Below are 20,095 nucleotides of genomic sequence, written 5' to 3' on the forward strand. Positions count from 1 at the left end.
TACAGAAAGGGAACAAACATCATGATGCATTTCGGACGTTTTCGTATTCTCGCTGCGGGCGCAGCGCTTGCCGCCGTGCTGGCCGCAAATCCGGCCTTGTCGGCAACGCCTGCCGACACGCTCGTTCAGGCATGGGCAATCGATGACACCATCACGCTCGATCCGGCAGAATCCTTCGAACTCAGCCCGGCTGAATTCATCGGTAACTCTTATGACATGCTCGTTCGCCTCGACATCAATGACACGTCGAAAGTCGTGCCGGGCGTGGCTGAAAGCTGGACCGTTTCGGACGACGGCCTCACCTACACGTTCAAGCTGAAGAAGGACATAAAGTTCGCTTCGGGCAACCCGATCACCTCGGCTGACGTCGCCTACTCGTTTGAGCGCGCTGTGCGCCTCGACAAGAGCCCGGCTTTCATTCTGACGCAGTTTGGCCTGACCAAGGACAACGTCAACGAAAAAGCGAAAGCGGTAGACGACAACACTTTCGTCTTCACTGTCGACAAGCCATACGCACCGAGCTTCGTGCTGAACTGCCTGACCGCTACGGTCGCTGCAGTGGTCGACAAGAAGCTTCTCGAAGAGCATGCCGTAAAGGTCACGCCAACCGACGATTACAAATACGAAACCGACTATGCCAACGCATGGCTGAAAACCAAGTCGGCAGGCTCCGGCCCGTTCACGATCCGCGAATGGCGCGCCAATGAAGTCGTCATTCTGGAACGCAATGACAATTTCTACGGCGAAAAGGCCAAGCTGGCGCGCGTATTCTACCGTCACGTCAAGGAAAGCGCGACGCAGCGTCTGATGCTTGAATCCGGCGACGTCGACGTTGCGCGCAATCTGGAACCGGGCGACTACGAAGCCGTTCAGAAGAACGACAAGCTGACCACGGCCAGCGCGCCCAAGGGCACGGTCTATTACATCAGCCTTAACCAGAAGAACGCGAATCTGGCCAAGCCGGAAGTTCGTGAAGCGTTCAAGTATCTGGTCGATTACGACGCAATCGGCTCGACCCTCATCAAGGGCATCGGCGAAATCCGTCAGACCTATCAGGCCAAGGGCGTTCTTGGTTCTCTTGATGCAGCGCCGTACAAGCTCGACGTTGCGAAGGCGAAGGAACTCCTCGCCAAGGCAGGCCTGAAGGACGGCCTCTCGGTCACATTCGACGTCCGTAATGGCCAGCCAGTCACCGGCATTGCCGAATCGTTCCAGCAGACTGCTGCACAGGCCGGTGTGAAGATCGAGATCATCCCTGGCGACGGCAAGCAGACACTGACCAAATATCGTGCGCGTAACCACGACATGTATATCGGCCAGTGGGGCATGGACTATTGGGATCCGAATTCGAACGCGGAAGCCTTCACCAGCAATCCGGATAACAAGGACGATGCGTCCACCAAGACGCTTGCTTGGCGCAACGCCTGGGACATTCCTGAACTAACCAAGCAGACGCAGGCTGCCCTGCTCGAGCGCGACAACGACAAGCGCGCTGAACAGTACAAGAAGCTTCAACAGGAAGCGCTCGACCAGAGCCCCTTCGTCATGCTGTTCCAGCAGGTTGAAGTTGCCGGTATCGGCGGAAATGTAAAGGGCTACAAGCTCGGCCCGACATTCGACTCCAACTTTCTGGCAAATGTCAGCAAAGAATAGTCGGCCGCGCCTTGGCGCATGAATGTGCCTAAGCGGTTTTTAAACAAAGAGATGGAGCGGTTTTCTGAATCAAGAAGGAAAGCCGCTCCAGAGCTTTTCAAGCAAAGATGACTGAGACTTCAGACCGAAACTGTTCTGAACGCCTCATTATCGGAAGCGGTCAAAACATTGAGTAACACCGGAACTACCAAAAAGGTAAGGCGAGCGCCGCGGCGTTCAACGGCCCTTGCCGCGTCGATAGCCAGTTTTCTGGTTATTGTCGTCACAACCTATCTGGGCCTTCTGGCCGTAACATTCTTTATCGGCCGTGTCGTGCCGATTGACCCCGTGCTGGCCATCGTCGGTGACCGCGCTCCCGCGCATGTCGTCGCCCGCGTGCGCGAAGAGATGGGTTTCAATCTGCCTTATTACCAGCAGTTCTATCTTTACGTGAAAGGCGTGCTGCACGGCGATTTCGGCACTTCGGTGCTCACAACCAATCCAGTCATGACCGACATTCGCCGCGTCTTTCCGGCCACCATGGAACTGGCAACCATCGGCACGATCATCGGGGCTCTGTTCGGCATTCCGCTCGGCGTCCTCGCCGCCGTTAAACGTGGCAGCATCATCGACCAGATCGTACGCGTGGTCGGCCTTGTCGGCTATTCCGTTCCAATCTTCTGGCTGGGTATGTTGGCGCTGTTGGTCTTCTACGCCCGTCTCGGGTGGACTTCTGGTCCCGGACGCATTGACATCACCTTCGAATACACATTCACGCCGATCACAGGATTCTACCTGATTGACGCGATCCTCCAGCGCGACTGGCCTGCGCTCAAGGATATTGTTTCCCACCTTATCCTGCCATCGGCTCTGCTGGGCTATTTTTCCCTGGCCTATATCAGCCGCATGACGCGTTCTTTCATGCTCAACGAGCTTGATCAGGAATATATCGTCGCGGCGCGCGCCAAGGGCATTTCGGAAACACGCATCATCTGGGGTCACGCGCTGCGCAATGCTGCCGTGCCGCTTGTGACCGTGATTGCGCTTTCCTATGCCGGACTTCTGGAAGGTTCAGTTCTGACGGAAACCATCTTCTCATGGCCGGGTCTCGGACTCTACATCACCAACTCACTACAAAACGCTGATATGAACGCCGTCCTCGGTGGCACCATCGTTATCGGGTCGGTCTTTATCGCGCTCAACCTCGTGTCCGATCTTCTCTATCGGCTTCTCGATCCAAGGACGCGCGCACGATGAGCCAAATGACAGATACTTCCAACCTCTCATGGCGCGAATGGCTACTCACCGAGCGGCCGCAGTCGCGCACGCAGGCCCGCCTCGGTCGCGCCTATATGGTCTGGCGGCGGTTCACCGCCAACAAGCTGGCTGTTCTTGGCCTATTGATCATCATCGGACTGCTCGTTGTTGCAGCTCTGGCCGATGTGCTGGCACCGCATTCGCCGGTTATCGGCGATCTGGCCAATGCACGCCTGCTGCCGCCCGGCACGCCCGGCTATCTGCTCGGCACCGACGATCAGGGCCGCGATATTCTCTCGCGCCTGATCTATGGCTCCCGGCTCACGCTCTATGTCGTGCTGCTGGTTGCCATCATCGCAGCCCCCATCGGCCTTCTGGTCGGTACCGTGGCCGGTTATGCCGGTGGTTGGGTCGATGCCGTTCTGATGCGCATCACCGACATCTTCCTCGCTTTCCCGAAGCTCATTCTGGCGCTCGCCTTCGTGGCAGCTCTCGGACCGGGCATCGAGAACGCCATCATCGCCATCGCGATCACCTCATGGCCACCTTATGCGCGTATTGCACGTGCCGAAACGCTGACCGTTCGCAACTCCGACTACATCTCGGCAGTCCGCCTGATGGGCGCCTCGCCGATCCGTATCGTCGTGCGTCACATCATGCCGCTTTGCACCTCGTCGCTGATCGTCCGTGTGACGCTCGACATGGCCGGCATCATTCTGACGGCAGCGGGCCTGGGCTTCCTCGGCCTCGGCGCACAGCCGCCATTGCCGGAATGGGGCGCGATGATCGCATCGGGTCGCCGTTTCATTCTCGACCAGTGGTGGGTTGCCGCCATGCCCGGTATTGCGATCCTGATCGTCAGCCTCGGCTTCAATCTTCTGGGCGATGGCCTGCGCGATGCGCTCGATCCGCGGGGTAACAACCAATGAAGCCACTTCTGACAGTTGAAGACCTGCGCGTCACCTTCCCGACCCGCACTGGCGCGATTGAAGCGGTGCGCGGTGTCAGCTTTGAGCTGGGCCGCGAACGTCTCGGCATCGTCGGCGAATCCGGTTCGGGCAAGTCCCAGACCGGTCGCGCGATCATGGGACTAACGCCGCTCCACGCGCAGATCACGGCCAAGACGCTCAATTTCGACGGTATCGATCTTCTCGACATTTCGGCCCGCGAACGTCGTGCTTTGCGTGGCGGTCGCATTGCCATGGTGTTGCAGGACCCGAAATATTCGCTCAATCCTGTGATGACCATCGGCAAGCAGATTGCCGAAACGCTAAAAGCGCATGGCAAATACAGCAGCGCGGAGATCCGCACTCGCTCGGCAGCCATGCTGGAAGCGGTGCAGATTCGCGATCCGGAACGGGTGATGAAGCTCTATCCGCACGAGGTTTCGGGCGGCATGGGCCAGCGCGTGATGATCGCCATGATGCTGGTGGCGGAACCCGAACTGCTGATTGCCGACGAACCAACCTCGGCGCTCGACGTGACGGTGCAGCTCGAAGTGCTCGGCATTCTTGACAAGCTGGTGGCCGAACGCGGCATGGGGCTGATCTTCGTCAGCCATGATCTGCGCCTCGTTTCGTCCTTCTGCGACCGCGTCATCGTGATGTATGCGGGCCGTATCGTCGAAGAAATCGCGGCCAAGGATCTCGCCAATGCGAAACATCCCTATACGCAAGGATTGCTGAACTGCATGCCGAAAATCGGAGCCGATCGCCATCCTCTGCCAACCTTGCAGCGTGAGGAGGCTTGGAAGGCATGACGCAAGCTCAAGTTCAGGCGACCGCGCCCGCACTCAGCGTCGATGATGTTGACGTCTATTTCGACCACTTCCATGCGTTGAAATCCGTCACCATCAATGTGGCGCGTGGGGAGTCTTATGGGCTCGTCGGCGAATCCGGTTCCGGCAAATCAACGCTTCTGCGCGCAGTCGCAGGACTTGCACCGGTTGAGAACGGAGAAATCCGCATCGACGGCAAGCCCCTCAAGACACCTCGCGACAAGGCCTTCTATCGCAATGTGCAGATGGTGTTTCAGGACCCTTACGGCTCCCTGCACCCTCGCCAGACGGTGGATCGGCTTCTGCTGGAACCGCTCGCCATTCATGGTGTAAGCGATGCCGAACAGCGCATCGTGCGTGCGCTGGATGAAGTGGGGCTCGGTTCGGGCTTCCGCTTCCGCTACCCGCACCAGCTATCGGGCGGCCAGCGCCAGCGCATCGCCATTGCCCGCGCGCTGATCGTCGAGCCGAGCATTCTGCTTCTCGACGAACCAACATCGGCACTCGACGCATCGGTGCAGGCTGAAGTGCTCAACCTGCTGGAACAGGTTCGCCGCGACCGTAACCTGACTTTTATCATGGTGAGCCACGATCTCGGTGTCGTCACCCATATGTGCGACCGCCTCGCGGTGATGCGCAATGGTGAAGTAGTCGAACAATTGCAGGCTGGCGATCTCGTCACCGGTAATATTCATGCCGACTATACGAAGAACCTGATGCGGGCCAGCGAAGGCTTTCGGCGTTGAACCGACCCGCATGACGCAACTAAAAAGGGGACCTTCTGGTCCCCTTTTTTACATTACTCTCATCGCATTATCCTACGCAAAACCGCTTCGCACTTTTGCTGGAAATGCTTTATTCCTCCGAAGCTTTCCGGGCATTATCGCCATCGAGTCCGCGACGCCAATAGGCCACGATCAGCTGGCGATTTTTCGGAACATTGCGTTCCTTGCGCATGTAGCTGCGAATATTGCGGAAAGCGTTGAATTCACAAGCCGCCCAGACGAAGATATCTTCCTCGCCTTCCGGCAGCTCAACCGCACGCACCGCATCCTGCAAGAGCGTTGTGGTGCCAGCTTCGGCACCGTTGCGGTTCAGCCATTGCACGTCAACATCCGCCCGCGACACGAGGTTCTGTTCCTCGGCCTTGTCGCCAATTTCGATGCGCACGACAGCCTTTGCATCTTCCGGCAGTCGTTCGAGAATACGACCGATGGCTGGCAGCGCGGTTTCATCGCCTGCAAGCAGATACCATTTGGCATCGCCTGCATCGCCGCCGCCCGGACCAGTCATGCCGACAATATCGCCCGGCTTGGCGTTAAGCGCCCAACCCGAACCCGGTGCGTCGCAATCATCACCATGCACCACCATGTCGATATCGACCCAGCCCGCATCCACATCGATATTGCGGATCGTATAAACACGCGTTGCGAGCTTCGCATCGCCTTCCGGCCAGGCCGGACGCCCGTCTTCGCCCGTCACAGGCCATTCCGGCTGCGCCAGAGCTTTGGGTGGAAACAGGAGACGGATATGCAGTCCGGTATGCGAGAACCGGAGAAGATTGTCGCCCTTCAGGCGTACACGACGCATATGCGGCGTGACATTGGTCACGGCCATCACCTGCATTTCGCGGAAATAAGGCAGCGGCAGACCTGCTGCACCATCGCCCTGCCAAATGATTTTCGGCGTTGGGCTGCCCTTTTCCAGAAACTCCAGCACATGCTCGGCGATGGAATATTTCATATAGGCAAGACCGGTCTCGTCATCGCTTTTGACATCAACGCTGACCGTCTCGTCATCCCACTGAACATCGGCCTGACCGAAGCTCAAAACGAGCTTCGCGTGCGTTCCATCGCGCTGTACATCGGCGTGTTCGACAAAATGGTCGAGCAGCTGATTGACGATATGACCGGCATTATTGAGCGCAAAGCGGGTATTGGCATTGAGTGCGGACACGACCCGTCCTCCTGTAGGATGAACTGATGCGTCAGCCTTACCTGAATATAAGATGACAATTCAAGTCATCATTTATCTTTGCGTGCGGAATAAAGTGTAACGGGCAGCGCCTGCCGCCATACATCGAACGAGCCAAGCCCTGCTGCCTGCGCCACGGAGAGCCGTATCAACTCGCCACCGAAGCGCTGCCGCCAGACAAAAAGCTGCATTTCGCTTTGCAGCGTGACAGCATTGGCAACCAGCCGTCCGCCCGGTTTCAGCGCATCCCAGCAGGCTTGCAACACGCCTTCATCCGTAACGCCGCCGCCGATAAAAATCGCATCGGGTGCTTCCAGCCCCGCAAGAGCCCCCGGCGCTTCACCGGCCACGATCTGCAAACCCGGCACGCCGAGAGCGTCGCGGTTGCACGCGATCATGCCCTGCCGTCCCTCATTCGCCTCAATGGCGATGGCGCGACAGGAAGCATGGGTGCGCATCCATTCAATGCCGATAGAACCGCATCCCGCACCGACGTCCCACAGAACTTCGCCGGGCAGCGGTGCCAGCCGCGATAATGTCACGGCTCGAACGTCGCGCTTCGTCAGTTGCCCGTCATTTTCGAAGGCTTCATCAGGTAAACCGATGACAGCAGGAAGGATCTTAGCATCCGGCTCCGCAAGACATTCCACGGCGATGATATTCAGATCAGGACCGGCTGGAACCGTCCATGTCCCGGCAATACCGCAACTGCGCTTTTCTTTCGGTCCACCCAGATGTTCCAATACAGCGATGCGGCTTGGTCCAAAGCCGCAAGCGTTCAGCATCCGTGCCACTTTATCCGGCGTAGAACCGTCATTGCTGAGGATCAAAAGCTTCACGCCGGGCAGAATGTGCTTTGCCAGCGCTTCCAGCGGACGCCCATGCACGCTGAGGCAGCGCACATCCTGCAACGACCAGCCCATCCGTGCCGCAGCCAGCGAAAACGAAGATGGATAAGGCAGGATCAGCATTTCTTCGGGTGAAAAGTGCCGGGTCAGAGAAGCACCCATGCCGTAATGCATTGGATCGCCGCTGGCCAGAACCACCACCGACTTGCCTCGCTCATTGGCAATCATCGGAAACGCATCGTCGAAGGGTGACGGCCAGGCAATCTGCCGGGCACCTGTGGTTTCGCCAACCAGTTCGAGATGCCGCTTGCCGCCGAAGATCACATCTGCCGAAGCGAGAGCCTGCCGCGCAGTCTCGCCAAGCCCATTCAATCCGTCTTCGCCGATGCCGATGACCGTTAGCCAGCAAGCCATGCTCTTCGCTCCGTTTTCTTCGTTCGTAGGGTGCGGCGATGGCAAGTGCAAGTCCGAAAGCGGTTCCCACTTTCCGGCCTGTCACTGGGGGCGTATAAGGCAATTATGTTGAACCAAAAGACCATAGCGACAAACACCGAACCGTCTGACAGGCGAAATGCCTGTCCCGGCCTGTCGCGCATGGTTATGGCTCGCGACGGTGCCATTGCGCGCATAAAACTGCCGCTCGGACGAGTGAACGCCGGTCAGGTCTTTGCACTGGCCGAAATTGCCGAAGAATTTGCCACGCCTGCAGTAGAGCTTTCGATTCGCTCCAATTTTCAGCTGCGCGCCATAGCGCCTGAAAACTGGGAACAAGCGGTCACAGCGCTATATCAAGCCGGGTTTGGTGCCGATAATCCCGCGGCGGATGATATTCGCAATGTCATGGTCAGCCCCACGTCCGGTATCGACCCCGATCAAATGTGCGATGTCACACCGCTGGCGCTCCAACTGCTGACAACGCTTGAGAACAATACCGACTACCACGCGCTTTCGCCGAAATTCTCGTTCCAGATCGATGGCGGCGAAGCCTGCGCGATTGTCTCGCATCCGGGAGACATCTGGCTAACGGCAACGGATGATGGTCGTCACTTTGCGTTCGGATTCGCTTCGCCCCCCGATGGAACGGCATTGGGACGTATAGAGGCCGATCATGCCCTGCCCTTTGTGGAAGCTGTGCTGCGCATGTTTCTTGCCCGTTTCAAAGACGTAGCGCGTATGAAGCAGCTCTTCGAAGTCATTGCTGTCGAAGAGTTTTTGAACGAACTGACTGCCAGTCTTCCTTTTCCGATCAAGCCAGTGCCCCACTGGCAGCGACGGCAGCCGCGCGCGCGCGCGCATCTCGGAGCCCACATTCAGGCGGACGGACGCTTTTACATTGGTGCGATGCCGCTTTTGGGGCGGCTCGATACGACGCAACTGCGGGCGCTTGGCGCTCTTTCGCAACAAATCAGCGGCGGCGAAATCCGGCTGACACCGTGGCAAGGCGTGATCCTGCCAAATGTCGATGCAGCAAACTGCGACGATGCCATTAGGCAACTGCACGCGCTGGGCCTTGCGACCGACGCGCAAGCGCCGCAATCACGACTGCGCAGCTGCACCGGGTCGAAGGGCTGCGCCTCGGCCCTTTCCGACACGCAGGCCGATGCGAAAGAACTGGCGTTGCTCCTCGACGGTGACACAATCGATGCCGTCCATCTCACCGGCTGTACCAAGTCCTGCGCGGCGCTTGCGCCGCTCCCGCACACGCTTCTGGCCCGTGCTCCGGGCCGCTACGATGTCTTTTTTGCAGACAAGGCTGGACCATCCCGTTTCGGGCGGCTATTGGCGACAGATGTGACCATCGACGCTGCCGCGCGCCTTATCAATTCACCAGAGCGGAAACCATGACAGATTACATTCGCGACGGGCAGGCCATTTATGACCGTTCCTTCGCCATCATCCGCGCTGAAGCGGATCTGAGCCATATCCCAGCCGATCTCGAAAAACTCGCCGTGCGCGTCATCCATGCTTCCGGCATGGTGGATGTGGTGAGCGACATCGCCTTTTCGGACGGCGCCGGTCTGGCGGGCAAGCAGGCGCTGGCCAAAGGCGCGCCGATCCTTTGCGATGCGCGTATGGTTTCCGAAGGGATCACCCATTCGCGTCTGCCTGCCAACAACCCGGTCATCTGCACGCTGAACGAGCCTTCCGTGCCTGAGCTGGCGAAGAAAATCGGCAATACGCGTTCTGCGGCAGCGCTCGATCTCTGGATGCCGCACCTCGCAGGCAGTATCGTCGCCATCGGCAATGCACCAACCGCTCTCTTCCGGCTTTTCGAAATGCTGGACGCCGGAGCGCCAAAGCCAGCGCTCATCATTGGCATGCCGGTTGGCTTTGTCGGCGCAGCGGAATCGAAAGACGAACTTGCCGCCAATAGTCGCGGCGTGCCCTATGTCATTGTGCGCGGACGTCGCGGCGGCAGCGCCATGACCGCCGCAGCAGTCAATGCTCTGGCTTCGGAGCGCGAATAATGACAGCAAAAGGCAAGCTTTTCGGTCTGGGTGTCGGCCCCGGCGATCCTGAACTCATCACGCTCAAGGCGCTTCGACTGCTCAAGGCAGCGCCCGTGGTGGCCTACCACGCCGCCAAGGGCAAAAAGGGCAATGCCCTCACCATCGTTGAGGACTATCTTTCGCCGGAACAGGTTCTGGTGCCGCTTATCTATCCGGTGACGACGGAAAAGCTGCCTGCACATATGGATTATGAGCAGATCGTCAGCGACTTTTACGGTGAGATTACCGGAACGATTGCCGGCTATCTCGATCAGGGACAGGATGTCGCCGTGATCGCGGAAGGCGATCCGTTCTTCTACGGCTCGTTCATGTATATCCACGACCGGCTGGCCGAGACCTATGAAACCACAGTGGTTCCGGGCGTCTGTTCGGTTCTCGGCGCTTCGGCTGTGCTAGGCGCGCCGCTGGTCTATCGCAACCAGACACTGTCGATCCTCTCCGGCGTCATGGAAGCCGACGAATTGAAGCGCAGGCTTGCCGTTACCGGTGCTGCGGCAATCATGAAACTCGGCAAGAATCTCGACAAGGTGCGCGACGTGCTGACCGATCTGGGCCTGATGGACCGCGCACTCTATGTCGAGCGCGCCACCATGGCCAATCAGCGCATTGTACCGCTATCGGATGTCAGCGGCAGCGATTGTCCTTATTTCTCGATCATTCTCGTTCCCGGCCAGAAATGGAACGGCGCATGAAGCCGGCTATCGTTGCGCTGGCGGAAGCGGCGATCCCGACGGCGCGCCGTATTGCCGTCGCGCTCGATCAGGCCGAAGTGCTTGGACTTCAGGACCGCGTCACGGGTGCAGAAAGGACATTCGCCCATTTCGGCGACACCATACGCACCCTCTACGAAGAAGGCCGACCGATCATCGCGCTCTGCGCCGCCGGTATCGTCATTCGCGCGTTGGCCCCTCTTTTGCAGAACAAGCACATTGAGCCACCGGTTCTGGCGATTGCCGAAGACGGTAGTGCCGTTGTGCCGCTTCTCGGCGGATTGTCGGGCGTCAACGACATGGCGCGAACCATCGCCGCTGCACTTGAGGTCGCCCCGGCAATCACCACATCCGGTGAATTGCGCTTCGGGATCAATCTGTTGCACCCGCCAGCGGAACTGACGCTTGCCAATCCGGATGCGGCAAAAGCCTTTACCTCCGACCTGCTGGCAGGCGCGAAACTGCGCTTCAATGGACACTCTCGCTGGCTGCAAACATCCAAGCTGCCGTTCTCCGACGACGGCAGGCTTGCCATCAGCATCACGCCGGAAAACCGCGCGCCGCTGCCGGATGAACTTATCTATCATCCGCAGGTCGTGGCCTTCGCAATCGACCAGCCGACCGACAATCTTGCCGAAGCAATTACGCGGGCGTTCGACGAAGCGGGTCTCGCTCCGTCATCACTCGCGCTGCTGCTTGCCCATGAGCGCCATTGCGCTAAACCGCAAGTCCATGAAGCGGCAAGCGCGCTCGGCGCAGAACTGCGCTTCGTGCCGTCTGCTGAGACTGCCCTTGCTCTCGCCCATCTTTCGGTCGAGCAGCCGTTGCGCGTGGTGGAAACCAACGGCGTCGCACTGGCCGTCGCCCCCACCCCAGCCGATGTGCTGCGGGTCGGGCGCAAACGCGGAAAGCTGGTCGTGGTCGGGCTTGGTCCCGGCGCACGCGATCTGATGACGCCTGCCGTGCAGCGCGAACTCGAACAGGCGGAAGATATTCTCGGCTACGAAACCTATGTGCGTATGGCCGGGCCGTTTCATGCCGGTCAAACAGTCCATATGACCGATAACCGCGAGGAAATCCAGCGCGCGCGCCATGCCTTCGAACTGGCCGCATCAGGCCGCACCGTGGTGATGGTATCGTCCGGCGATCCGGGCGTTTTCGCCATGGCAGCTGCTGTGGTCGAGGCGCTGCATGAAACTGACAATCCTGCCTGGCGTGGTGTCGAACTGGTCATTCAGCCCGGCATTTCAGCCGCGATGGCCGCAGCATCCCGCAGTGGCGCACCGCTCGGCCATGATTTCTGCATTCTCTCGCTGTCCGACAATCTGAAGCCATGGGACGTGATCGAAAAGCGTCTGGCTCTGGCGGCAGAAGCCGATCTCGCCATGGCCTTTTACAATCCGATTTCCAAGGCCCGCCCGCATCAGCTTGGCCGCGCACTGGAAATCCTGCGCCAGCATCGCGCGCCGCAAACCCCGGTCGTGCTCGGTCGCGACATCGGCAGACCGGCAGAAACCACCCGCGTCACAACGCTTGGGCAGCTGACGTCCGATGATGTGGACATGCGCACGGTGGTAATCGTCGGCTCGTCCCATACGCAGCGGTTTGAGCGCGCAACAGGCGGCGAATGGGTCTATACCCCGCGCTGGTATGGCGAAAAGCCGGACAAGTGAACAAACAAAAAGGCAGGGAAATCCCTGCCTTTTTCGTAACTTATCCAAGTTTATTGAATCAGTTCTTCTTCGCCTTGGTCTTCTTCGGCGCGGTTGCTGCGGCAGCGTCCGCCTTGGCGGCTGCGGCTTCAGCGGCAACCTGATCGGCACTCTTCGGCGAGGTGTCGATAACGGCGCGCACGCCGCCCTTGGCGGTCAGCTGGCAAACTGCAGTGCGCAGATCCACCTTCAGGTCCACATCCGTGCCGCCATTGGCGCCCGGGCGGGAATCGACAGCGCTGATAGCGTGCTCCGGCAGGAAGTACTTGTTGGCTGCAGCCGTGATGCAAGGCTGTGCCAGAGAATAGTCAACCGTCTTCACCGGAGCGGGAATGAAGCTCGGCAGCGAAGAGCTGGCCGCAGGCACCGGCGAATCGGTTTTACCGGGGGTGATGGCAACCGGTGCAGTCGTCGTACAGGCGGCAGCAAGCGGCGCCAACATGGCGATTGCAAAGAAACGGGCTCCGGTGCGGACTCGTCCGTACATAATGGTCTACCTCATAAGGTCTGCTGGATAGGTAAAATTTTAATTTCGATAACTATTCGCTTTTAGCCGATTGTCGAGTGGCAGGAACGCCACAGAGCCGGAATTTCGATTCGCATCCACAAAACTGTCGTCACTGTTTTGCGAGAATCCAGTTCAACATCTCCCTCCAGTCGCTCATGCGGATCGGCGTGCCGTGGTTGCCGGACTCAAACCGCCGGAACTGCACTGGATAGCCCGGTGCGCGCTTGCGGATATCACGATAGAATGCTTCCTGCCGGTCAATGGCGAAAACCGGGTCGCGGCTGCCATGCCCGAAAAAGACCGGAACACGCCGCTTGAATGTCGCCGATGTGAAAAAACCATCGTCCCAAAGCGAACCGAGCAGGATGAGCCCGGCAAGCTGAGCACCAGCCTTTTCATTGGACGCGATGCGCCAGCACAGCGAACCACCTTGCGAGCCGCAAGACAGGATCAGCGGTGCGGAAGGCGATGTTGCTTTCAAGGCGTCGATCAGCCCAGCGATCTGCGCTTCGCCGGTATCGGCGAAATCCTTGAAATCCGGCGTGACGTAGAGACCGCCATTTAACGCAGCGAGATTTTTGACGCGATTGAAATTGCCGCCAAAGGTGAAATCATTCATACCCTGCAAGCGATTGCCGCCGCGCCCGTGCAGATAGATGACAATGAAGGACGCGCCCTGCTGCTTGCCAGCGACCATCGCCTTGACCGGCCCAGCCGCAGTCTGAAAGGTGGCATCCTTTTGGTAGGCGCGCGCCTTCAGCGAGATATAGCTGTCCTTGACGCGCTTTTCCGGCACGCTGTCGCGACCGTTAATGTCGCGCATCTCATTGTAATCAATAACTTTATAATCGCCGTTATCCGCGCTGCTCAATACGCCGGGATAGGCGAACGCATCGTCCTTGAAGGGCGGCAGCGGCCCTTGTGCGCAAGCCAGAGACACAGACAATAGCAGCGCTGCAATGCCGCCAAACCCGGCCCGCGCTGTTGCGTTTAATCGCTTCTTCATTCTGCCTCCTCCCCTCCGGCTAGCCGATCACAAATCAAGTGTGTGATAGCGCCGGTTCAGATAGATGAGCGCAGATGCATCGGGGTTTGAGCGCAAGGCAATCACTTCGCCAAACAGCACATGATGCGTCGAATGATCCTGAATGCTGACAACCCGGCAGTCAAAAGCCGCCAGTGCATCGGTCAGCACTGGCGCGCCGGTGGCAAGCGTGTCCCACGTCGCCAGTTCGAAACGCTCATTCTGTGTCAGGCCAATGCGCCCGGAAAAGGCATCCGCCAGCTGCTGATGCGTTCCAGCCAACGTGTTGATGGAGAAAACGCCATTTTCGATGAACAGGCGATTGTCTTCGTGAACCTTCTGAAGGCAGATCAGCACTGTCGCCGGAGCGTCGGATACCGAACAGGCCGCCGTCAAAGTCAGGCCGCGTCGTCCTGCCGGGCCATCGGTCGCCACAATCTGCACCGCACCGGCATAATGGCTCATGGCATCGCGGTAAGCCTTCGGCTCCACAGATGCCGCATTGGAGATGATGTTGTTTATCGTTTGCACGTCAGAATCGATCCGTTGCCGACCGTAATATTTAGCCAAAATACTGGCATAGATTACGGGCATTGCACAAAGGCGCGGAAACCGCTACCCACTTTTCGATCACATTGCCACGAATTGTATAAAGAAGACCAATAACGTGATTGAGTCTGGGAAGCTTCCCGTCGCCGCTCTGACAAGCCTTGCCATGCTGTTGCTGGCGGGATCGGGATTTGCTTATGCGGATAATATACGGATTGGTCTGGCCGCACCTTTGACCGGCACCTTTGCACCTTTGGGCAATCAGCTTGCGCAAGGCGCACGCGCCGCCGCTGACGCAAAGAGCGCAGATCTCGTCATCTTCGATGATCGTTGCGATGCGGAAGGCGGCAAACAGGCCGCAGAACGCTTCATCGCGCAAAATGTCCGTATTGCATCGGGTTTTCTCTGTGCCGAAGCGCTGGAAGCGGCAGTACCCGTTCTGGCAGAGCGCAACATTCCAGTTATCGTGTCGGGTGTCAGCGAACAAACACTGGTCGAGCGTCGCGCCGCGTCGCCCTTGCCGGTGTTCCGCTTGAGCACGGGACTGGAGAAGGAAACGCAGGCGACGGCGAGTTTTCTCGGCAGTCTCTGGCGCGCACAGCCTTTCGCGGTGATTGATGACGGCACCATTGAAGGGCGCGAGCGCGCAAGCCGGGTTCTGGCCAGCTTGAAAGAACAGCAACTGCAGCCGGTTTTCACCGACACTTATCGTCCGGGGCTTGAAAACCAGAATGCTCTCGTTGCCCGCCTGAAACGCGCTGGTGCGACACATGTTTATGTCGGCGGCGAGCGCGACGACATTGCCGCCATTGGCGCAAGTGCGGCCTCGCTCAATTATCCGCTGGTGATTGCAGGCGGTAGTTTACTCGACGCGCCTCCCGGCGCACAGCGATTGAGCGACGGCACATTGATGACAGCACCGCTGAAGCCACAGGATTTGCCGACCGCAAAACCGGCAATCGACGCGCTGCATCAGGCAGGCCGCCTTGTCGAAGCCTATGCGATCACCGGCTATGCAACCGTGCAGATCGCCGCCGATGCCGTCAGCAAAGCCGACGAACAAAAGCAGCCATTACTCGACACGCTGCGCAGTGCGTCGTTTGAAACAGTGCTCGGCACGATCAAATTCGATGGTAACGGTATGCGGACGGACAACCCGAACCGTTTGCAGCGCTATGAAGGCTCGCGCTTCATACCAGCCGATAGATAAATGTCTGAAGCAAAAAGCGGCAGGCCGAGGCGAAAATGGTGATTTCGAGAACCGGAGCGCAGCGTACATTTGGGTACGTGAGCACCGGAAGCACAGAAATTGCCATTTGCAGACCGGCATGGCGACTTTTAGATCAGACAATAAGTCCTACGAGGCTGGCGGCGATCAACAGCCCTGTCATGAGGCTCATGGTCGCCCAGAACAGGTCCAGCGCCGCGTCGATATCGGTCGCTTCGGCTTCGCGCTTGCCCGATGCATTGAGCATCGGCCCCTCCACTTTTTCTTCGCCATATTGACGCGGACCGGCGAGCGCCAGATCAAGCGCACCGGCAAAGGCAGATTCCGGCCAGCCGGCATTGGGCGAGCGGTGCAACCGCGCATCGCTGCGCATGACTGACAAAGCAGCCTTCGCTGCACCTTTACTGCGGGTCAGCGCGGTCGCCAGCGCCGCCAGAAGGCCGGTCAGGCGCGCCGGAATATAATTGGCAACATCATCCAGTTTCGCAGCGAAACGCCCGAAGTGGCGATAACGATCATTGAGATGGCCGATCATCGAATCGGCAGTATTGATCATCTTGTAGGCGAACAGCCCCGGCAGACCGCCAACAAGAAACCAGAATGCCGGAGCAACAATGCCGTCCGAGGCGTTTTCCGCCAGACTTTCAATGGCTGCACGACTGACCCCGCCTTCGCTCAACTGATCGGGATTGCGTCCGACAATCATCGAAACCGCCTTGCGCCCACCTTCGATACCGTCGTCGCGCAGCCCGCGTGCAACCTCACCGACGTGATCGGCGAGGCTCTTCTGCGCCAGTAACACAGCAACGATGAGGATTTCCGCCACCGCCCCGGCAGAGCCAGCAAAGGGCAGCAGGCTTTCAATCATCAGCCCCACCAGAATACAGGCCGCGACCAGCGCGATGGTTAGCCACATGCCATTCCGGCGCAAAACTGCTTCCGGCAGCGTGCGGTCATTGAAACGCTTTTCACCCCAGGAGATGGCCTTACCGAACAGCACAACCGGATGCGGCAGTCTGTGCCAGAGCTGCGGCGGGTCACCCACAACGCGATCAAGAATGAGCGCCAGCGACAGGATAATCAGCTTTATTTCCATGGGTTTAACCGAGATTCATGAATCACTTTTTCAAGCTGCTCTTCCCAGACAATGCTTGAGCGCAGTTTCCAGACGCGCGAGATCGGCATCGTCATTGGCAAGACCGATACGCAACCAATGCGGAGCATAAGCAAACTTGCGAACAAGAATATGCTCCGCGCACAAGGCTTTGTGCAATCCGTGTGCGTTGTCGTGGGCCACCAGTGAGAACAGCGCGGTGCCGCCGACTTCCCACAATCCGCACCGTGCCAGCACCTCCGATAGTCCCCTGCGCCGAATGTCTATCCGCGCGCGAAAAGCCTGCAATGTCTCGCCGCCCGCAAAGGCATCGGAAGCGATAACAAGCGCTGGTCCCGGCACAGCCCATGGGCCCAATCGCCGCGCTATCGTCTCAACAATACCAGCCTGCGCGATGGCAAAGCCCAGACGCACACCGGCGAGACCAAAAAACTTGCCGAAGGATTTCAGCACAATCAGCGGCTCATGGCACGCCAGCGCTGCGACGCTTCCTTCAGGATGTGGATCGGCAAAAGCCTCATCCACTACCAGAAAGCCACCTCTCGCACCCAAAATTCGGGCCAGAGCGAGCAATTCATCCGCAGCAATCACCCTTCCATCGGGATTATTCGGATTGACGATCACCGCCACCGTCGCATTGTCCGGAATATCGGCGATGCCAGCACATTCCACGACCTGCCAGCCGGAAGCAGCGAAAGAAGCCGCATGTTCCTGATAGGTCGGCGTCAAAATAGCGACGGTCGCAGGCCGCGTCAGCGTCGGAATGATCTGGATCAGCGCTTGCGTGCCGGGTGCGGCGGCGATAGGTGCGCCTTCCGGCAGCCCGTAATAGTCGCGCGCAAGCTTGCACGTGCCCTGCAATAGCCGATCATCCGGCAAGCGGTTCCAGACTTCGGCTGGTATGTGCGGCAATGGATAGTGCTCGGGATTGATCCCGGTCGAGAGGTCGAGCCAGTTGCCCGGCATGCCGCCAAAACGCGCAATCGCCTTGTCCAGCGCGCCACCATGTTCAATGTTGGATGTCACGCATGCTCTCCGGAAAAATCGATGACATGCATGAAAGAACCGGCGACCGATCCGACCCGCAGCCCGGCCTCGCCCAGATCATCCCCCGCCGCATCGCGGACTTTGAAAAGCCTGTCCGCCGCGCCTTCGCGCGTGATGCTGGCATAATGAAACTCGTGGCCTTTCAACGGCACCTGCCAGGGCGACCCACCCAACGGCTCCAGAACGCGATAGCCGAGATGCAGCTTGCGTTTGGCAAAACTGGTTTGCAGCGGCAAAAGACCGAGCATCGGGTGCTGTTTGCCGCTGGCATCTTCCAGCGTCTCGCCCAGCACCATATAGCCGCCGCACTCGCCATAGACGGTGACACCGCGCGCCGCCCCAGCCTTGATACCGCTCTGGAAATTCTGCGCGGCGACAAGCCGTTCCGCATGGAGTTCAGGATAGCCGCCCGGCAGATAGATCGCATCCGCCTCCGGCGACGGCGCTTCATCCGCAAGAGGCGAGAAAAAGGAAATCTCTGCGCCACGCCTGCGCCATCCCTCGAAAAGATGCGTATAGGCAAAGGCGAAGGCGTCGTCGCGTGCAACAGCAATGCGGCTGCCAAGTGGCGGAAGGCGCGGCACATTGGCCATCGGATCGAAGCGCTTCGGCGCCGACCAGATATGTTTCAGCGCGGCAAGATCGATATGAGCTTCTATGACATCTGCGGCATGGTCGAGGAAATGCTCCAGATCGGCGTGTTCGCCCGCCTGCACAAGCCCCAGATGGCGTTCCGGCAAAACCAGTGCAACATCGCGCGGCAATGCTCCCAGAACCGGAATGCCCAGCGGCTTGAGGGCATCGCGCAACATGGTTTCATGACGAGTGCTACCGACACGATTAAGCACCAGGCCTGCAACGAACACGTCCTTGCGGAACCGGCTGAAGCCGGAAACCAGCGCGGCAATGGAATGGGACTGTTTTGCGCAATCGACCACCAGCACTACCGGCAGATCGAGCAGCTTTGCCAGATCAGCAGAAGAACCTTGCCCGTCCAGAGCGCCGTCGAAAAGACCCATCATGCCTTCGGCGATCAGCACTTTTCCGCCTTCGGTCATTCGGGCCGACAGGGCGCTGATCAATTCCACGCGCATCGCCCATGGATCGAGATTGAAGCATTCCGCACCGCTTGCCGCCTTGTGATAGGCGGGATCGATATAGTCTGGCCCGGCTTTCACCGGTGCCAGAGCCACACCGGCCCGCTTCAAAGCGCGCAACAAACCAAGTGTAACCGTCGTCTTGCCCGAACCGGATGCGGGCGCGGCGATCATAAAACCCTTCATGCGCTCTGGCCTCCGCGTCTGTTATCCAGCGGATCGCTGACAAGCTGGCGGCCTTGCGCAGCACCGATCCAGTCAAGACCGCCGCGCAACCGCACCACCTCTCCAACCACCACGATGGCAGGCGGCTTAAGCCCTGAAGCTTCAACATCGGTGGCAGCGTGCGCCAGCGTCGTTTCGAGAACGGTCTGTTCTGGCAGGCTGGCATTGCAAACAAAAGCGACCGGTTCGTCCGGCGACCGTCCGGCGGCGATCAGCCGCGCCGTGATGAGATCGATATGTTTCATCGCCATATACATGACAATAACCGGTGACGATTTTGCGATGCCATCCCAATCAATGCGGTCAGGCAGTAATCCCGTCGCGTCATGCCCGGTCAGGAAAGTCACCGACTGGTTGATATCGCGATGCGTGGCGGCAATGCCAGCATAGGCCAATCCGCCGATCCCCGCCGTGATGCCGGGGACGATGCGGAATGGCACGCCATGTTCCACCAGCGTCAGCGCTTCTTCAGCCCCCCGACCGAAAACAAAGGGATCACCACCCTTGAGGCGCAGGACTTTCTTGCCCTGCCGCGCCAGTTCTACCAGCCGGAGTGAAATATCGCGCTGCTTCGGCGACGGTTTGCCGCCCCGCTTACCCGCATATTCCAGCACTGCCTGTTCGTTTTTCAGCGAAAGACAGGCTTCGTCCACCAGCGCGTCGTAAACGATGACATCTGCCTGTTGCAGCGCATTGACAGCATGAAGCGTGAGCAATCCCGGATCGCCCGGCCCGGCACCGACAAGCCAGACATGGCCCGGCACCATCGCTGGCAGGGTAACGTCCCATTTTGTTTTCGGCTCGAATCCGCTCATTCTCTTGGACCATTATTTCATCTGGTGGACTGAATTTGACGTTTGAAACTGCGTGTTTATGAGGCGGT

At 58.9% G+C, this 20,095-nt stretch carries 19 protein-coding genes; 10 read left to right on the forward strand and 9 right to left on the reverse strand.

Features of this window, described 5'->3' with window-relative positions:
- The first annotated feature begins 21 nt into the window (after positions 1–21).
- The 5 genes from FGI60_RS17370 to FGI60_RS17390 all read left to right on the forward strand — a co-directional run bounded on the left by FGI60_RS17370 (position 22) and on the right by FGI60_RS17390 (position 5,412).
- On the forward strand, positions 22–1,653 hold the full coding sequence (locus FGI60_RS17370) for an ABC transporter substrate-binding protein (protein ID WP_138786277.1): 1,632 nt from the start codon (positions 22–24) through the stop codon (positions 1,651–1,653).
- A gap of 168 nt (positions 1,654–1,821) precedes the next feature.
- Positions 1,822–2,889, forward strand: a complete 1,068-nt coding sequence (locus FGI60_RS17375; RefSeq protein WP_138786278.1) for an ABC transporter permease — start codon at positions 1,822–1,824, stop codon at positions 2,887–2,889.
- Positions 2,886–3,818 (forward strand): ABC transporter permease, encoded by a 933-nt coding sequence (locus FGI60_RS17380; RefSeq protein WP_010659865.1) that lies wholly within the window; start codon positions 2,886–2,888, stop codon positions 3,816–3,818. Before FGI60_RS17375 ends, FGI60_RS17380 begins: the two co-directional genes overlap by 4 nt.
- A complete protein-coding gene (locus tag FGI60_RS17385; protein ID WP_138786279.1) occupies positions 3,815–4,648 on the forward strand; it encodes an ABC transporter ATP-binding protein in 834 nt (277 codons plus the stop codon). Before FGI60_RS17380 ends, FGI60_RS17385 begins: the two co-directional genes overlap by 4 nt.
- Complete coding sequence (locus FGI60_RS17390; RefSeq protein ID WP_138786280.1) at positions 4,645–5,412, forward strand: ABC transporter ATP-binding protein; 768 nt, start codon at positions 4,645–4,647, stop codon at positions 5,410–5,412. The genes FGI60_RS17385 and FGI60_RS17390 overlap by 4 nt, the downstream gene beginning before the upstream one ends.
- A gap of 109 nt (positions 5,413–5,521) precedes the next feature.
- On the opposite strand, the gene FGI60_RS17395 is transcribed toward FGI60_RS17390, so the two are convergent.
- Positions 5,522–6,622 (reverse strand): siderophore-interacting protein, encoded by a 1,101-nt coding sequence (locus FGI60_RS17395; RefSeq protein ID WP_138786281.1) that lies wholly within the window; start codon positions 6,620–6,622, stop codon positions 5,522–5,524.
- Between the two features lie 68 nt (positions 6,623–6,690).
- Positions 6,691–7,902, reverse strand: coding sequence for a precorrin-6y C5,15-methyltransferase (decarboxylating) subunit CbiE (cbiE, locus tag FGI60_RS17400; protein WP_138786282.1), 1,212 nt, complete (start codon positions 7,900–7,902; stop codon positions 6,691–6,693).
- A 105-nt stretch (positions 7,903–8,007) separates the two neighbouring features.
- Here cbiE and cobG point away from each other — a divergent pair, with 105 nt between their 5' ends.
- The 4 genes from cobG to cobJ are packed head-to-tail and all read left to right on the forward strand — an operon-like array spanning position 8,008 to position 12,381.
- Positions 8,008–9,333, forward strand: coding sequence for a precorrin-3B synthase (cobG, locus tag FGI60_RS17405; protein WP_138786283.1), 1,326 nt, complete (start codon positions 8,008–8,010; stop codon positions 9,331–9,333).
- Positions 9,330–9,956 carry a precorrin-8X methylmutase gene (locus tag FGI60_RS17410; RefSeq protein ID WP_138786284.1) on the forward strand — a complete coding sequence of 209 codons (627 nt, stop codon included), beginning with the start codon at positions 9,330–9,332 and terminating at the stop codon, positions 9,954–9,956. The genes cobG and FGI60_RS17410 overlap by 4 nt, the downstream gene beginning before the upstream one ends.
- Positions 9,956–10,690, forward strand: a complete 735-nt coding sequence (locus FGI60_RS17415) for a precorrin-2 C(20)-methyltransferase (RefSeq protein WP_138786285.1) — start codon at positions 9,956–9,958, stop codon at positions 10,688–10,690. Before FGI60_RS17410 ends, FGI60_RS17415 begins: the two co-directional genes overlap by 1 nt.
- Entirely contained in the window at positions 10,687–12,381 is a 1,695-nt protein-coding gene (cobJ, locus tag FGI60_RS17420) for a precorrin-3B C(17)-methyltransferase (protein WP_171058795.1), read from the forward strand. Before FGI60_RS17415 ends, cobJ begins: the two co-directional genes overlap by 4 nt.
- A 58-nt stretch (positions 12,382–12,439) precedes the next feature.
- On the opposite strand, the gene FGI60_RS17425 is transcribed toward cobJ, so the two are convergent.
- The 3 genes from FGI60_RS17425 to FGI60_RS17435 form a co-directional block, all read right to left on the reverse strand.
- Positions 12,440–12,907, reverse strand: coding sequence for a hypothetical protein (locus FGI60_RS17425; protein ID WP_138786287.1), 468 nt, complete (start codon positions 12,905–12,907; stop codon positions 12,440–12,442).
- 130 nt (positions 12,908–13,037) lie between these two features.
- On the reverse strand, positions 13,038–13,934 hold the full coding sequence (locus FGI60_RS17430; RefSeq protein ID WP_138786288.1) for an alpha/beta hydrolase: 897 nt from the start codon (positions 13,932–13,934) through the stop codon (positions 13,038–13,040).
- 27 nt (positions 13,935–13,961) lie between these two features.
- Positions 13,962–14,483: a flavin reductase family protein gene (locus FGI60_RS17435; RefSeq protein WP_138786289.1), complete on the reverse strand. Its 522-nt coding sequence runs from the start codon at positions 14,481–14,483 to the stop codon at positions 13,962–13,964.
- A gap of 136 nt (positions 14,484–14,619) precedes the next feature.
- Between FGI60_RS17435 and FGI60_RS17440 the strand changes: the two genes are divergently transcribed.
- Positions 14,620–15,711: a branched-chain amino acid ABC transporter substrate-binding protein gene (locus tag FGI60_RS17440; protein ID WP_374843796.1), complete on the forward strand. Its 1,092-nt coding sequence runs from the start codon at positions 14,620–14,622 to the stop codon at positions 15,709–15,711.
- A gap of 133 nt (positions 15,712–15,844) precedes the next feature.
- On the opposite strand, the gene cbiB is transcribed toward FGI60_RS17440, so the two are convergent.
- Genes cbiB through cobA form a run of 4 tightly spaced genes read right to left on the reverse strand, consistent with a single transcriptional unit; the run spans position 15,845 to position 20,027 of the window.
- Positions 15,845–16,825: an adenosylcobinamide-phosphate synthase CbiB gene (gene cbiB / locus FGI60_RS17445; RefSeq protein WP_138786290.1), complete on the reverse strand. Its 981-nt coding sequence runs from the start codon at positions 16,823–16,825 to the stop codon at positions 15,845–15,847.
- A gap of 30 nt (positions 16,826–16,855) precedes the next feature.
- Positions 16,856–17,869, reverse strand: coding sequence for a threonine-phosphate decarboxylase CobD (gene cobD, locus FGI60_RS17450; RefSeq protein ID WP_138786291.1), 1,014 nt, complete (start codon positions 17,867–17,869; stop codon positions 16,856–16,858).
- Positions 17,866–19,173, reverse strand: coding sequence for a cobyrinate a,c-diamide synthase (locus FGI60_RS17455; protein ID WP_138786292.1), 1,308 nt, complete (start codon positions 19,171–19,173; stop codon positions 17,866–17,868). The genes cobD and FGI60_RS17455 overlap by 4 nt, the downstream gene beginning before the upstream one ends.
- Positions 19,170–20,027: a uroporphyrinogen-III C-methyltransferase gene (gene cobA, locus FGI60_RS17460; protein WP_138786293.1), complete on the reverse strand. Its 858-nt coding sequence runs from the start codon at positions 20,025–20,027 to the stop codon at positions 19,170–19,172. The genes FGI60_RS17455 and cobA overlap by 4 nt, the downstream gene beginning before the upstream one ends.
- Positions 20,028–20,095: the final 68 nt, after the last annotated feature.

Source organism: Brucella haematophila (genome assembly GCF_005938105.1).
Lineage (GTDB): Bacteria > Pseudomonadota > Alphaproteobacteria > Rhizobiales > Rhizobiaceae > Brucella > Brucella haematophila.

What these genes read in the sequence shown, in the direction of transcription:
- FGI60_RS17370 (WP_138786277.1), top strand. Translation starts at nt 22, where the DNA reads ATGATGCATTTCGGACGTTTTCGTATTCTCGCTGCGGGCGCAGCGCTT.
- FGI60_RS17380 (WP_010659865.1), top strand. Translation starts at nt 2,886, where the DNA reads ATGAGCCAAATGACAGATACTTCCAACCTCTCATGGCGCGAATGGCTA.
- FGI60_RS17385 (WP_138786279.1), top strand. Translation starts at nt 3,815, where the DNA reads ATGAAGCCACTTCTGACAGTTGAAGACCTGCGCGTCACCTTCCCGACC.
- FGI60_RS17390 (WP_138786280.1), top strand. Translation starts at nt 4,645, where the DNA reads ATGACGCAAGCTCAAGTTCAGGCGACCGCGCCCGCACTCAGCGTCGAT.
- cbiE (WP_138786282.1), bottom strand. Translation starts at nt 7,902, where the DNA reads ATGGCTTGCTGGCTAACGGTCATCGGCATCGGCGAAGACGGATTGAAT.
- cobG (WP_138786283.1), top strand. Translation starts at nt 8,008, where the DNA reads ATGTTGAACCAAAAGACCATAGCGACAAACACCGAACCGTCTGACAGG.
- FGI60_RS17410 (WP_138786284.1), top strand. Translation starts at nt 9,330, where the DNA reads ATGACAGATTACATTCGCGACGGGCAGGCCATTTATGACCGTTCCTTC.
- FGI60_RS17415 (WP_138786285.1), top strand. Translation starts at nt 9,956, where the DNA reads ATGACAGCAAAAGGCAAGCTTTTCGGTCTGGGTGTCGGCCCCGGCGAT.
- cobJ (WP_171058795.1), top strand. Translation starts at nt 10,687, where the DNA reads ATGAAGCCGGCTATCGTTGCGCTGGCGGAAGCGGCGATCCCGACGGCG.
- FGI60_RS17425 (WP_138786287.1), bottom strand. Translation starts at nt 12,907, where the DNA reads ATGTACGGACGAGTCCGCACCGGAGCCCGTTTCTTTGCAATCGCCATG.
- FGI60_RS17430 (WP_138786288.1), bottom strand. Translation starts at nt 13,934, where the DNA reads ATGAAGAAGCGATTAAACGCAACAGCGCGGGCCGGGTTTGGCGGCATT.
- cbiB (WP_138786290.1), bottom strand. Translation starts at nt 16,825, where the DNA reads ATGGAAATAAAGCTGATTATCCTGTCGCTGGCGCTCATTCTTGATCGC.
- FGI60_RS17455 (WP_138786292.1), bottom strand. Translation starts at nt 19,173, where the DNA reads ATGAAGGGTTTTATGATCGCCGCGCCCGCATCCGGTTCGGGCAAGACG.
- cobA (WP_138786293.1), bottom strand. Translation starts at nt 20,027, where the DNA reads ATGAGCGGATTCGAGCCGAAAACAAAATGGGACGTTACCCTGCCAGCG.